Genomic DNA, 13616 nt, shown 5'->3' on the forward strand with positions numbered 1-13616 from the left:
GGCTATCGGGAGCCGTTCTCGCTCGTGGGAGCGGTGCTTGTGGCGGTAGCTCCTGCGGTGACGTCGTCTGCCGGAGGCTCGCTCACGTCCACGAAGTCAGAGGGATTGTCCTGCGATTGTACATCAGCGTCGTCCTGGTCCTTCCGCGACCGGCCGGGCACGTACGGCGACGGCTCGAGTCCGGGGTGGCGACGCGTCTGCACGACGAGGATCACGAGACCCACGATGATGCCGAGGATCGCGGCTGCGACGTTGCTTCGCAGGCCGAGGATGATCTCGCTCGGATCGATGCGGATCGACTCCCAGACGACGCGCCCTGCGCTGTACCAGATGAGGTAGATCGCGAAGAGGCGGCCCCACTGGAAGAACAGCTTGCGACCGAGCCACAGCAGCACGATGACGCCCAGGCCGTTCCAGATGACCTCGTAGAGGAAGGTCGGGTGGAAGAGCGTGCCCTCCGGGAGTCCGGGCGGGAAGGCGCTGTTCGTCGACTCGATCTCGAGTCCCCAGGGCAGATCGGTCGGGAGGCCGAAGAGCTCGTGGTTGAACCAGTTGCCGAACCGGCCCATCGCCTGCGCGAGGAGCAGTCCCGGCGCGAGGGCGTCGGCGAAGGTCCAGAACCGGATGCCGGTCCACTTGCAGCCGAGGTACGCACCGACTGCACCGCCGATGAGGGCGCCGAAAATGGCGATGCCACCCTCCCAGATCGCCCAGACGGATCCCGGCTGGAACGGGTTCCAGGTGTTGATGCCCTCGCCGAAGTAGTCGTTCGGGTGGGTGGCGACGTGGAAGATCCGCGCACCGATGATGGCGAGCGGGACCGCGAGGATCGAGATGTCGATGACGACCCACGGCTCCGCTCCGCGCTTGGTGAGGCGGTGGTTGGTCAGCAGCGTGGCGACGATGATCCCCGCGATGATGCACAGCGCGTAGTAGTGAATCGTGAGCGGCCCGAGAGTGAAGGACGACACGGGCGGGCTCGGGATGCTGGTGAGCACGCCGGTGAGGGTGCTGTGGAGCGCGAGGGACATGAGTGCGATCCTACTTCTCGGTGACGGGGCGCGACGACGACGTGCCGTCGGCCAGGGTTCGGGTGACCTCGGCGAGAGCGTCGAGGCCCCCGTCGCGGAGGGCGCGGACGAGCGCCGTACCGACGATCGCACCGTCGGCGTACTCGGACACCGCGGCGATCTGCTCGGGCGTGGAGATGCCGATCCCGACGCAGGCACGGGTGGCGCCCTGTGCGCGCAGGCGCCCGACGAGGGTACGGGCGGCGCGGTCCAGTTCGGCCCGCTCCCCCGTGATTCCCATGGTCGAGACGGTGTAGACGAAACCGGTGGACGAACGCACGACCAGGGCGAGTCGTTCATCGGACGAGGTCGGCGCGGCGAGGAAGACCCGGTCGAGGCCGGTGCGCTCGCTCGCGGCGATCCACTCGTCGGCGACCTCGGGCGTGATGTCGGGGGTGATGAGCCCCGCCCCACCGGCGGCGAGCAGGTCGTCGGCGTACCGGTCGACGCCGTACTGCACGACCGGGTTCCAGTAGGTCATGACGAGGACCGGAACATCGGTGGCCGCGGTGATGGCGCGCAGCGCGGTGAAGAGATCGGCCGTCCGGAAGCCGGCGGCCAGCGCGGCGGTCGTCGCCTCCTGGATGACGGCGCCGTCCATGACCGGATCACTGTAGGGCGGTCCGAGCTCGATGATGTCGACCCCGTTGCGGGCGAGGGTGATCGCCGCCTGGATGCTCGTCTCGAGGTCGGGGTAGCCGACCGGGAGGTAGCCGACGAAGACCTTGCGTCCCTCGGACTCCGCCTTCTCGAAGGCGCGCTCGATGCGACTCACTGATCTCCTCCATCGGTCGTCGAGGCGTCGTAGAGGTCGAAGTAGGTCGCGGCCGTCGCCATGTCCTTGTCCCCGCGTCCCGACAGGCACACCGCGATGACGGCATCCGGTCCGAGTTCGCGTCCGATGCGCAGCGCACCGGCGAGAGCGTGGGCCGACTCGATGGCCGGGATGATGCCCTCGGTGCGGCTGAGCAGGCGCAGCGCCTGCATCGCCTCGTCATCCGTGGCGGGGATGTATGCGGCTCGCCCGATGTCGGCGAGCCACGAGTGCTCCGGCCCGACCCCCGGGTAGTCGAGGCCGGCCGAGATCGAGTGGGACTCGACGGTCTGGCCGTCGCCGTCCTGCAGAACGTAGGTGCGCGAACCGTGGAGCACACCCGGACGGCCGCGCTCGATCGACGCCGCGTGCCGCGGGGTGTCGACGCCGTCGCCCGCGGCCTCGACGCCGTACAGTCGCACGCCCTCGTCGTCGAGGAACGCGTCGAACATGCCGATCGCGTTGGAGCCCCCGCCGACGCACGCGACGACGGCGTCCGGAAGGCGTCCGACCTCGGAGAGGAGCTGCTCGCGCGCCTCTTCGCCGATGATCTTCTGGAAGTCTCGGACCATCGCCGGGAACGGGTGCGGACCCGCGGCGGTGCCGAAGATGTAGTTGGTGGTCTCGACCGAGGCGACCCAGTCGCGGTAGGCGTCGTTGATCGCGTCCTTCAGGGTGCGCGAGCCCGAGGTCACCGCGACGACCTCTGCACCGAGCAGCCGCATGCGCGCGACGTTGAGCGCCTGGCGCTCGGTGTCGACCTCGCCCATGTAGATCGTGCACTCGAGTCCGAAGAGCGCGGCGGCGGTGGCGGTGGCGACTCCGTGCTGCCCGGCACCGGTCTCGGCGATGACGCGGGTCTTGCCCAGGCGCTTCGTCAGCAGCGCCTGCCCCAGAACGTTGTTGATCTTGTGCGAACCCGTGTGGTTGAGGTCCTCGCGCTTGAGGAAGACGCGCGCTCCCCCGGCGTGCTCGGCGAAGCGCGGCACCTCGGTGAGGATCGACGGGCGTCCGGCGTAGGAGGTCAGGAGCCCGGCGAGTTCTGCACGGAACTCCGGATCGGCGACCGCGGCCTCGTAGGCCGCCGTCAGTTCGTCGATCGCCGCGATGAGCGATTCCGGCATGTACCGGCCACCGAAGCTTCCGAAGTACGGACCATGCTGTTCACGCAGGCTCATTCGCCGGCCTCCAGGAAAGTGGTGAGTGTCGCGACCGGGTCGCCCGTGACGAGCGCCTCGCCGATGAGGACGACGTCGGCGCCCGCACCCCGGTAGTGAGCGACGTCGGCGGGTGTGAGGACCGCGGACTCGGCGATCTTGATCGCGGAGTCCGGGATGCGGTCGGACAGTCGTCCGAAGAGATCGCGATCGAGCTCGAGCGTCGTCAGGTCGCGTGCGTTCACCCCGATGAGCGGTGCACCGAGATCGATCGCCGCCTCCAGCTCGTCGGCGGAGTGCGTCTCGACGAGCGGCGTCATACCGAGCTCGCCGATGAACCCGAAGAGCTCCCGCAGCACGGCAGGCTCCAGTCCGGCGACGATCAGCAGCACCAGGTCGGCGCCGGCCGCGCGTGCTTCGAGCACCTGATAGCGGGTGGCGATGAAATCCTTGCGCAGCACCGGCAGCGATACGCGGGCGGTGACGGCCTCGAGGTCGGCCAGACTGCCACCGAAACGACGCTCCTCGGTCAGCACGCTGATCGCCGACGCACCGCCGGTCTCGTACAGCGAGGCCTGGAGTGCCGGATCGGGGATGTCGGCGAGTGCCCCGCGCGACGGACTCGCACGCTTGACCTCGGCGATGATCTTCACTCGCTCCGCGGGCGCGAGGAACGACAGCGCATCCTTCGCGGCGGGCCGCGCGAGGGCTTCGCGCTCGACCTGCACCAACGGACGCGACAGGGCGCGACGCTCGGCGTCTGAGACAGCGCCGGCCGTCAGGTCGGCGAGAACCACTAGTGCGCCTTCGGCGAGTACTTGGGGCCCTTCACGCCGTAACCGGCCTTGGCGAGGATCCAACCGACGAGCGCACCGATCGGGATCAACGCGGCCGTGATCCAGACGAGGGTCGGCTGCTCGAAGCAGAACGCGACCGTGGCGGCGGTGAAGCCGATGAGCATGATCACGACAGCGGTCCAAGCCGCAGGCGAGTGTCCGTGGCCGGGGTCGGCGATCGGGTTGGTCATGGTCTCCTCCGGGGAACGACAGCGGGATCGGATTCAGTCTATCGGGGTCATCGGGTCGGATCGGTTCCGCGGGACAGGTCGTCCCAGGAATCGATCGCATCGACGGGGCCGTCGGTGTGGGCGGGGATGTCGTCTCCCGTGCGGTACCGACGCCCGCCGCTCTTCCAGCGTCGCCACGTGCACAGCGCGAACACCGCGGCGGCGAGGAGCAGCACCCACCCGACCAGTGCGATGACCGGCCAGGCTGAGGGGGTGATCGACGCGACGACCGACTCGACGGCGGAATCACCGGCGAGTCCCGTCGCCTCGGTCACCGTCGGAGCCACGGCCGACAGCGGCACCCCGACGAGCAGCTGGAGCGTCGACCACCCGAGGAACACGGCAGCCACGGCGGCGAGCACCGCGAAGATCAGGCGCAGTACCGGGCCGGCGATCGACAGCGCCGCGCCGAGGGCGAGCACGGCGAGACTCAGCGGGGCGAGCAGGACCAGAGCGGATGCTCCAGGGACGAGGATCTCGGCCCCGGCATCCGCTCGCTGCACGGTCAGCCAGGTCTGCGTCGAGGAGATGATCCCGATCGCGCCGGCGAGAAGGAACCCGAGGAGGGTGATCGAACGTCCGCGTCGCGCCACGTTCATTCGGACGCGCCCCCGGCCACGGCTTCGAGATCGGTCGTGTCGAAGCACGTGCGCGTCCCCGTGTGGCACGCGGGGCCCGTCTGATCGACCGAGAGCAGGATCGCGTCGCCGTCGCAGTCGAGTCGGGCTCCGTGCACGACCTGGATGTTGCCGGAGGTGTCGCCCTTGCGCCAGTACTCCTGGCGGGAACGCGACCAGTACGTCGCGCGACCGGACGTGAGAGTGCGCCGCAGGGCCTCCTCGTCGACCCACGCCATCATGAGCACCTCGTGCGAGTCGTACTGCTGCACGATCACCGGGGCGAGCCCATCGGAGTTCCAGGCCACCTGGGCCACTCTGGCATCGAGATCGGTCATCTGACCAGCACTCCTTCTGCGCGCAGCGCATCCTTCACATCGCCGACGGTCAGCGCACCCGTGTGGAACACGCTCGCGGCGAGCACGGCATCGGCTCCCGCGTGGATCGCCGGGGCGAAGTGCTCCACGGCACCGGCACCACCGGAGGCGATCACGGGGACGGTCGCGACCTCACGCATGAGGCTCACCAGCTCGAGGTCGAAACCGTCGCGCGTGCCATCCGCGTCGATCGAGTTCACGAGAAGCTCTCCGGCCCCGCGCTCGGCAGCTTCGCGCGCCCACTCCAGGGCATCGAGCGTCGTCTGCGTGCGGCCTCCGTGCGTGGTGACGACGAAACCGGTGGCGGTGTCCCCCGCGCGCTTGACGTCGAGCGACAGCACGAGCACCTGTGCGCCGAAGCGGTCGGCGATCTCGCCGATGAGGTCGGGCCGCGCGATGGCCGCGGAGTTGACGCCGACCTTGTCCGCACCAACGGCCAGAAGCCGAGCGACGTCGTCGACGGTGCGCACTCCCCCGCCGACGGTCAACGGCACGAAGACCTGCTCCGCCGTGCGCTGCACGACGTCGTAGGTCGTCGCACGGGCGTCGACCGTGGCCGTGACATCGAGGAAGGTGATCTCGTCCGCGCCCTGAGCGGCGTAGTGCCGGGCGAGTTCGACAGGGTCCCCCATGTCGCGGAGGTTCTCGAAGTTCACGCCCTTCACGACGCGGCCGTCGGCGACGTCGAGGCACGGGATCACGCGCCGCGCGAGAGCCATCAGAGCCTCGCGGCGTGGATGGCGGTGACGAGGATCGCCCGCGCTCCGAGCGCGTAGAGGTCGTCCATCACCTGGTTCACGCGCTTGCGCGGGATCATCACCCGGACGGCAACCCAGGCGGGATCGCGCAGCGGCGAGATCGTCGGAGACTCTCGCCCCGGAGCGATCGCGACGGCCTGATCGACGAGTTCGGCCGGCAGGTCGTAGTCGACCAGCACGTAGCGGCGGGCGACCATCACCCCGCGCAGGCGACGCAACAGCGTGTCGGTGCCATCGGCATCGCCGTCACGGCTGATCAGTACGGCCTCGGACTCGAGGATCACCGGGCCGAAGATCTCCAGACCCGCCTGACGGAGGGTCGTACCGGTCGAGACCACATCGGCGACGGCATCCGCCACTCCCAGGCGCACGGCCGACTCGACGGCACCGTCGAGCTGCACGAGTTCGGCGGTGACACCGTGCTCGCGCAGGAAGGCTCCGACGAGGCCCGGGTAGGCGGACGCGACGCGCACGCCCTCGAGGTCCTCCAGCGAGGAGAAACGCCCCGGAGGGCCCGCGAAGCGGAATGTCGAGCCACCGAATCCGAGCTGCTCGATCTCGCGCGCGGGCTGCTGCACGTCGAGGAGGAGGTCACGACCGGTGATCCCCACGTCGAGCGCGCCGGACGCCACATAGGTGGCGATGTCGCGCGGGCGGAGGAAGAAGAACTCGACGTCGTTCTCGGCGTCGATCACGTGCAGGGTCTTGGGGTCGCGCCGGCCGGCGTATCCGGCCTCCGCGAGCATCTCGGCGGCGGTCTCGGAGAGAGAGCCCTTGTTGGGAACGGCAATGCGCAGCATGTCTGACTTTCAGATCGAATCGGGATGGGCGGAGCGCATCACAGATGTCGATAGACGTCCTGCAGGGAGAGTCCCTTCGCGAGCATCATCACCTGAACGTGGTAGAGCAGCTGGGAGATCTCCTCGGCAGCGGCCTCATCGGATTCGTACTCCGAGGCCATCCAGACCTCGGCGGCCTCCTCGACGATCTTCTTGCCGATGGTGTGCACGCCGCCGTCGAGCTCGGCGACCGTGCCCGATCCCTCGGGTCGGGTCTCGGCCTTGACGCTGAGCTCGGCGAACAGCTCGTCGAAAGTCTTCACGCTTCCAGGCTACCGGCTCCCGCGAGGCCCCTGAGCCGCGTGACGGCGGCTTCGACGTCGTCGGCACCGTACACCGCCGATCCCGCGACGAAGGTGTCGGCCCCCGCGGCTGCGGCGATCTCGATCGTGCGATCGGAGATCCCCCCGTCCACCTGCAACCAGACATCGGATCCCCGACGCCGCGCCTCGTCGGCGAGTCCGCGCAGCTTCGGCATGGTCTCGGGCATGAACCCCTGGCCGCCGAAGCCGGGCTCGACGGTCATCACGAGGATCTGATCGAACTCGTCGAGGATGTCGTAGAGACTCTCCCCCGCCGTCCCCGGCTTGATCGCCACGCCGGCACGCGCACCGATGTCGCGCAGACGGCGGGCGAGCGCCACCGGATCGGCGGCGGCCTCGAGATGGAACGTCACGCTCGCGGCCCCCAGCTCGGCGTAACCGGGAGCCCAGCGGTCGGGATCCGAGATCATCAGATGCACGTCGAGCGGGATCGGACTCGTCGCCTGGATGCGCTCGACCATCTGCGGTCCGAACGTCAGATTCGGCACGAAGTGGTTGTCCATGACGTCGACGTGCGCGAAGTCGGCGGAGGCGATCTTCGCGAGGTCCCTCTGCATGTTGACGAAATCGGCGGCGAGGATGCTCGGGTTGATGCGCGGCGCGCGGGGAAGCTCCACGATCACTCTCCCTTCGGTACGCGCTGCAGGAGCGCGAGGAACATGGCGTCGGTGCCGTGACGGTGCGGCCACAGCTGGACGGAACCGGACTCGGCGCGGCCGTCGGATGCGAGATCGATCGGCGAACGGGAGATCTCGGAGATCACGGCCCGGGCATCGAGCTCGACGAGGTCCTCCCTCCCGCGGAGAACCTCCTGCACCACTCCGGTCGTCTCGGCGAGGTGAGGCGAGCAGGTGACGTAGGCCACGATGCCGCCGGGCGCGAGGGCGTCGACCGCCGCCGACAGCAACTGCTCCTGGAGCGGAACCAGCTCGGCGACATCGGCGGGTGACTTGCGCCAGCGCGCCTCCGGGCGTCGCCTCAGCGCACCGAGACCGGTGCAGGGAGCGTCGACGAGCACGCGATCGAACTCGCCGGGGCGAGAGGCGGCGAGCACACGGCCATCCTCTTCGTGCACCGGGATGTCTCCGGGGACCGGGCGCAGCGCGCTGCGCACCAGCCCCGCGCGGGTCGGGACCACCTCGTTCGCTTCGAGCACGGCACCGGTCTCGTGGGCGATCGCGCCGAGCAGGGCGGTCTTGCCGCCGGGGCCCGCGCAGAGGTCGAGCCACTTCTCTCCCGGGGCGATCGGCTTCGCCGCGGCGAGAGCCAGCGCGACGAGCTGCGAGCCCTCGTCCTGCACGCGGACGGTTCCGCGCGCATCGGTGATGATGCGGTGGGGATCGCCGCCGGGCGATCCGAACGCAGTCGCGGCATACGGGCGACGGGGCTCCGCCGGCTCGGCGAGCCCGGGAAGGGCGACCAGCGTCACCTCGGGAGAGGCGTTGTCGGCCTCGAGAAGCGCATCGAGCTCCGACACCCGGCCCTCGGCGTCGAGCGCACGGCGAAGCGCACGGATCACCCAGACGGGATGCGCGCTGCGCAGTGCCAGGCGCTCGTCGTCGGACCGCGCGGACGATTCGATCTTGTCCTGCCACTCGCCCGGCGTCTCGCGCGAGACGCGGCGGAGCACGGCGTTGGCGAAGCTCGACGCTCCCCGGCTCACCTCGGTGGCGACGATGTTCACCGACTCGTTCACCGCGGCGTGGGATGCCACGCGCGTGGCGAGCAACTGATGCACGGCCAGGCGCAGCGCATCGAGGACGGCAGGATCGATCGAGTCGACCGGACGATCGGCGGCGGCGGAGATGATCGCGTCGTAGGTGCCGCGACGGCGGAGCGTGCCGTAGGTCAGCTCGGTCGCCAGCGCCGCGTCCTGCGGAGTGAGACCGGCTTCGCCGATCGCGTGCGGCAGCGCGAGGTTCGCGTAGGCGTCGTCTTCGGACACGGCACGAAGCACTCCGTAGGCGACCCGTCGTGCGGGCTGCACGGTGCGGGCCTGCACCCGCTGACCGCTGCCCCGTGCCGATCGCTGCGTGGCATCGGTCCGGGGACGGGAGGGCCCGGGCTTGCCCTGGCGCCGTCGCTTGTCGTCGCTCATGATCCTGCACGCATCCCTTCGGCATCCCGCTGTCCGCGCCACCAGTCGGCGGCGTTCATCGCTCCCTTGCCCGCGGGTTGGACGCGCGTGACGGCGAGCGGGGCCGACGCGGTGCCGATCAGCACCGCCGTCTTCGTCGCGCTGATCTCCCCCGGTGCGAGCTGAGCCGTGTCGGCAGCAGGAGCGGCTTCGAGGATCTTCACCCGCTGTCCGCCGACGGTCGTATGCGCGCCGGGTTCGGGGGTGACCCCGCGGAACCTCGCGAAGACGACCTCGACCGGGGCCGACCAGTCGAGGGCGCCGTCCTCGAGCGTGAGTTTGGGGGCGAAGGAGGGCTCTCCCGTCTGGGGAACGGCGCGGGCGCTGCCGTCGGCGATCGCGGCGACCACGTCGGCGGTGAGCGCCGCACCGTCGTCGGCGAGTGTCGCGAGGGCGACGTCCGCGGTCGACGATTCGGGAAGCGCGATCTCCCGCGTCGCGAACACATCGCCCGCGTCGAGCTCTGCGACGAGCCGGAACACGCTCGCGCCGAGCACGGGATCGCCGGCGATCAGCGCGCGCTGCACCGGTGCGGCGCCGCGCCACGCGGGCAGGATCGAGAAATGCAGGTTGATCCAGCCCTCGCGGGGCCCCGAGAGGAGCGGCTCCCGCACGAGGCCACCGTAGGCGACGATCACGCCGAGCTCCGGCTCGAGGGCGAGGATGCGTTCGGTCGCCTCGGCGTCGAGGCGGGCAGCGGCGATGACGGGGATGCCGAGCTCGACAGCGGCCTGGGCGACCGGGGACGGCGTGAGCACCCGCTTGCGTCCGAGCGGCGCGTCGGGTCGTGTGACGACACCGACGACATCGTGCTCGGTCGCCAGGCGGCGGAGCGTGGGAACGGCGGCGGCCGGTGTGCCGGCGAAGACGAGGCGCATGAAAGGTTCTCCGGAGGGATCAGAGTTCAGGATCGAGGATATCGAGGCGGACGGTGAGGGTGCTCCGCGGATTCTTCCCGCGGCCGCGGCGGCTGGCGACCGCTTCGGCGACGACGGCGGCGCGCAGCGCGGTCACCACCCGTGTTCCGGCGCCGTACTCGAATCGTACGAGCGCGCGCACGCGGGCAGGGATGTCGTCGGACTCGACAGGCACGGGGCCCAGCACGGCATCCGAGGGCAGCGCGAGCTCTCCGAGCGCGATGAGCGCGCGCGAGACGGCGGCCGCCGACCCCTCGACGAGAGCGACCCGCGTCGTGGGCGGCATGTGCAGGGGTGCGCGGCTCTCGAGCTCGGAGCGGGCGTAACCGCTCTGGTTCCAGGTCGCCAGCGCGCGCGCGGCCTGGCCGTTCACGCCGACGAGGTGGATGGGTGCGCCGTGAGCCGCGAGGGCCGCAGCATTCGACCACCAGCGCAGACACGACTCGCCGATACGAAGGTCCGGCGACTGCAGCATCCGCGGGCCGTCGAGCAGGACGACCGCTCGATACCCGCCGTCGGCTGCGGGTTCGGCACCGCGCGTCGCCACGACCAGCGCGGGCTTCGCATCGACCCGCTCGACGGGGTGCGCACCGTCCGCCACGATCACACGGACTCCCGGGAAGGCGCGTCCGAGCTCATCCGCCGTGCGCTCACTGCCCGAGGATGCGAGGCGCAGCTTCGTCGACGAGCACGTCGGGCAGGTCCAGGCGCGTGCGCTCCGACCGCACCAGCCGCACACCGGCACCGCGCCGCGATGGCGTGCGCCGAGGGGACCGCCGCAGTGCGCACAGCGCGCGGGTGCCCGGCACTCGGCGCACACCAGGGAAGGAGCGAACCCGGGGCGCGACACCTGGACGAGCACGGGACCCTCCGCCGTCGCCTCACGGGCGGCGAGGAAGGCCGACGAGGGCATGCGCTGCGCGGTGGGCTGCTCCATCTCCTGCGGCGTGCTCAGGATGACGCGGGGAAGGACGCGGCGTGTCGCTCGGATGTCGCGGAGCCACCCGAGGGCGACGAGACGTTCGACGTCGGTCGTGCGGGTGTGCCCGGCGAGGAGCAGAGCGGACCCCTCTTCGCCCTGGCGGAGGAGGGCCGCATCGCGCGCGTTGACGTACGGGGCCAGCGGCTCGCCGAGCAGCGGGTCGCCGTCGTCCCAGATCACGACGAGTCCCGCCCGCACGGGCGCATAGACGGCGGAGCGGTTGCCGACGACGATGCAGGGCGCGTCCTCGAGCGAGCGGAGGAATGCGCGGTAACGATCCGGGTTCGTCTGGCGCGAGTCGTAGCGCACCACCTGCTCCGCCGGCACGAGGTCGGCGAGGGCGGCGAGCACCCGATCGAGATCACGGTGATCGGGAACGACCAGGATCGATGATCTCCCGGCGGCGAGAGTGCGCACGGCTGCGCCGGCGAGAAGCACGGCCCATGCCGGTCGGCCGTCGTCGAGACCCGGAATGGCCTCGACCGCCGCACGTCCTCCGTCGCTCAGCGTCTCCCCCAGTCCGTCGTACAGGGAGACGACGGCCTCCGCTGCGGCGACGACCTCGGCGGACGGCTCGAACGGCGAGGAGTCGGCGGTCCAGGCCTTCTCGACGCGCACCTGCCGCTTCGGGATGACGAGGCGGAGGATGTCGGATGCCGAACCCGCCGCGCGATCGGCGACCGCTCGGGCGAGCCGGTGCAATCGCTCCGGCAGCACCTGGACCGGAGAGACGACGGTGTCGACCTCGGACAGAGGCCGGTCGGCGTCGTCCTCGGTGCCGACCTCGACGACGTAGCCGTCGATCACCCGCCCCGCCGTGCGCAGCGGCACTTTCACGCGCACACCGGGCGCGACCTCGCCGAGCTCGGCGGGAACCGCGTAGTCGAAGAGACGGTCGAGCTGCGGCAGCGGCGAGTCGAGCAGCACACGCGCGATGCGCCGGCTCTCGGCGCTCATGGGAGGTGGCGTTCCGTCACAGGCCGGCGGCGCGGCGCAGCTCGTCGACCCGATCCGTGCGCTCCCACGTGAAGTCGGGCAGCTCTCGGCCGAAGTGACCGTAGGCAGCGGTCTGCGCGTAGATCGGGCGCAGCAGGTCGAGCTGTTCGATGATCGCCTGCGGTCGCAGATCGAAGACCTCGTTGATGGCCCGGGTGATGATCTCGTCGGAGACCTTGCCGGTGCCGAAGGTCTCGACGTAGAGGCCCACGGGGCGCGCGACGCCGATCGCGTAGGCGACCTGCACCTCGAGCCGGTCCGCCAGTCCGGCCGCGACCGCGTTCTTCGCGACCCAGCGGGTCGCGTACGCGCCCGAGCGATCGACCTTGGACGGGTCCTTGCCGCTGAACGCTCCCCCGCCGTGGCGCGCAGCCCCGCCGTAGGTGTCGATGATGATCTTGCGTCCGGTCAGGCCGGCGTCGCCCTTGGGGCCGCCCGTGACGAACGGGCCCGCAGGGTTGATGTAATACGTGACGTCATCGAGATAGAGGCCCGTGGTCTCGAGCACCGGCGCGATCACGCGCTCGCGCACCAGGGACTTGAGCTCGTCCTGAGAGATGTCGGGGTGGTGCTGGGTCGACACGACGACCGCGTCGACGGTCTTCGGGGTGAAGCCGTCGTAGCCGAGCGTGACCTGCGTCTTGCCGTCGGGGCGGAGGAAGGGGAGCTCGCCGCTGCGGCGGACCTCGGTGAGGCGTTCGGCGATGCGATGCGCCGTCCACGCCGCCATGGGCATGAGCTGCGGCGTCTCGTTCGTCGCGAATCCGAACATGATGCCCTGATCGCCGGCTCCGAGCCCGTCGAGCGGGTCGACGGAGGAACCGTCGCGGTGCTCCTGCGCGTTGTCGACGCCGTGCGCGATGTCGGTGGACTGCTCGCCCACGGAGACGCTGACGCCGCAGGAGTCGCCGTCGAAGCCGGTCTCGCTGGAGGTGTAGCCGATGCCGTTGACCACCTGGCGGACGATCGTCGGGATGTCGACGTACGCCTCGGTACGGATCTCGCCGGCCACGTGCACGAGGCCGGTGGTGACGAGGGTCTCGACCGCGACGCGGGAGTCCTGGTCCTTCGAGAGCAGACCGTCGAGGATGCTGTCCGAGATCTGGTCGCAGATCTTGTCCGGGTGCCCTTCGGTGACGGACTCGGACGTGAACAGACGCAGGGCGCTCATCGGGGACTCCAGAACGGGATCGGAAGGGGAAGGGCTGATGAACCCATTCTGGCCCGCGCCACCGACAGAGCGGGTGCGCGGGCCGCGAATATCACTCTGCGTGACGCAGGCGGAGCTTGTCCTCGTTGATCTCGTGCAGCGCGATCGTGAGCGGCTTGTCCTCGACCGAGGAGTCGACGAGCGGGCCGACGTTGTCGAAGAGGTTGCCCTCGTGCAGATCGGAGTAGTAGTCGTTGATCTGACGTGCGCGCTTCGACGCGTAGATCACGAGCTCGTACTTCGAGTCGACGCGGTCGAGCAGGTTGTCGATGGGGGGATCGATGATGCCCTTGGTGTGGTGTCCGGCCATGATGAGACCTCCTGATCAGGCGACGGGATCGTCGCGAAGACGG

The 13616-nt window shown here is 70.1% G+C and carries 16 protein-coding genes; all 16 read right to left on the minus strand.

The window, feature by feature from the left end; translation table 11 throughout:
- Positions 1–2: 2 nt before the first annotated feature.
- The 16 genes from lgt to rpoZ all read right to left on the minus strand — a co-directional run bounded on the left by lgt (position 3) and on the right by rpoZ (position 13573).
- A complete protein-coding gene (gene lgt, locus KV396_RS14595; RefSeq protein WP_247956167.1) occupies positions 3–1031 on the minus strand; it encodes a prolipoprotein diacylglyceryl transferase in 1029 nt (342 codons plus the stop codon).
- A 10-nt stretch (positions 1032–1041) separates the two neighbouring features.
- A complete protein-coding gene (trpA, locus tag KV396_RS14600) occupies positions 1042–1845 on the minus strand; it encodes a tryptophan synthase subunit alpha (protein WP_247622467.1) in 804 nt (267 codons plus the stop codon).
- Positions 1842–3062: a tryptophan synthase subunit beta gene (gene trpB / locus KV396_RS14605; protein WP_247622466.1), complete on the minus strand. Its 1221-nt coding sequence runs from the start codon at positions 3060–3062 to the stop codon at positions 1842–1844. Before trpB ends, trpA begins: the two co-directional genes overlap by 4 nt.
- Positions 3059–3838 (minus strand): indole-3-glycerol phosphate synthase TrpC, encoded by a 780-nt coding sequence (trpC, locus tag KV396_RS14610; protein ID WP_247956168.1) that lies wholly within the window; start codon positions 3836–3838, stop codon positions 3059–3061. The genes trpB and trpC overlap by 4 nt, the downstream gene beginning before the upstream one ends.
- The gene (locus KV396_RS14615) at positions 3838–4068 is read right to left on the minus strand and encodes an HGxxPAAW family protein (RefSeq protein ID WP_247622464.1); all 231 of its coding nucleotides are present in this window, start codon (positions 4066–4068) and stop codon (positions 3838–3840) included. The genes trpC and KV396_RS14615 overlap by 1 nt, the downstream gene beginning before the upstream one ends.
- A 47-nt stretch (positions 4069–4115) precedes the next feature.
- Positions 4116–4706: a Trp biosynthesis-associated membrane protein gene (locus KV396_RS14620; RefSeq protein WP_247956169.1), complete on the minus strand. Its 591-nt coding sequence runs from the start codon at positions 4704–4706 to the stop codon at positions 4116–4118.
- Positions 4703–5062: a phosphoribosyl-AMP cyclohydrolase gene (gene hisI, locus KV396_RS14625; protein WP_247956170.1), complete on the minus strand. Its 360-nt coding sequence runs from the start codon at positions 5060–5062 to the stop codon at positions 4703–4705. The genes KV396_RS14620 and hisI overlap by 4 nt, the downstream gene beginning before the upstream one ends.
- A complete protein-coding gene (gene hisF / locus KV396_RS14630) occupies positions 5059–5820 on the minus strand; it encodes an imidazole glycerol phosphate synthase subunit HisF (RefSeq protein ID WP_247956171.1) in 762 nt (253 codons plus the stop codon). Before hisF ends, hisI begins: the two co-directional genes overlap by 4 nt.
- The gene (gene hisG, locus KV396_RS14635; RefSeq protein WP_247632201.1) at positions 5820–6659 is read right to left on the minus strand and encodes an ATP phosphoribosyltransferase; all 840 of its coding nucleotides are present in this window, start codon (positions 6657–6659) and stop codon (positions 5820–5822) included. Before hisG ends, hisF begins: the two co-directional genes overlap by 1 nt.
- A 38-nt stretch (positions 6660–6697) precedes the next feature.
- Entirely contained in the window at positions 6698–6961 is a 264-nt protein-coding gene (locus KV396_RS14640; RefSeq protein ID WP_017202142.1) for a phosphoribosyl-ATP diphosphatase, read from the minus strand.
- Positions 6958–7578 (minus strand): ribulose-phosphate 3-epimerase, encoded by a 621-nt coding sequence (gene rpe / locus KV396_RS14645; protein ID WP_247624690.1) that lies wholly within the window; start codon positions 7576–7578, stop codon positions 6958–6960. The genes KV396_RS14640 and rpe overlap by 4 nt, the downstream gene beginning before the upstream one ends.
- A 62-nt stretch (positions 7579–7640) precedes the next feature.
- A complete protein-coding gene (locus KV396_RS14650) occupies positions 7641–9119 on the minus strand; it encodes an RsmB/NOP family class I SAM-dependent RNA methyltransferase (RefSeq protein WP_247956172.1) in 1479 nt (492 codons plus the stop codon).
- Positions 9116–10036 (minus strand): methionyl-tRNA formyltransferase, encoded by a 921-nt coding sequence (gene fmt, locus KV396_RS14655; RefSeq protein ID WP_247956173.1) that lies wholly within the window; start codon positions 10034–10036, stop codon positions 9116–9118. The genes KV396_RS14650 and fmt overlap by 4 nt, the downstream gene beginning before the upstream one ends.
- 19 nt (positions 10037–10055) lie before the next feature.
- Entirely contained in the window at positions 10056–12014 is a 1959-nt protein-coding gene (locus KV396_RS14660; RefSeq protein WP_247956174.1) for a primosomal protein N' family DNA-binding protein, read from the minus strand.
- A 16-nt stretch (positions 12015–12030) separates the two neighbouring features.
- Positions 12031–13224 (minus strand): methionine adenosyltransferase, encoded by a 1194-nt coding sequence (gene metK / locus KV396_RS14665; protein ID WP_247956175.1) that lies wholly within the window; start codon positions 13222–13224, stop codon positions 12031–12033.
- 91 nt (positions 13225–13315) lie between these two features.
- The gene (rpoZ, locus tag KV396_RS14670; protein WP_247622455.1) at positions 13316–13573 is read right to left on the minus strand and encodes a DNA-directed RNA polymerase subunit omega; all 258 of its coding nucleotides are present in this window, start codon (positions 13571–13573) and stop codon (positions 13316–13318) included.
- Between the last annotated feature and the right edge of the window lie 43 nt (positions 13574–13616).

The sequence above is a fragment of the Microbacterium galbinum genome (genome assembly GCF_023101185.1).
GTDB lineage: Bacteria > Actinomycetota > Actinomycetes > Actinomycetales > Microbacteriaceae > Microbacterium > Microbacterium galbinum.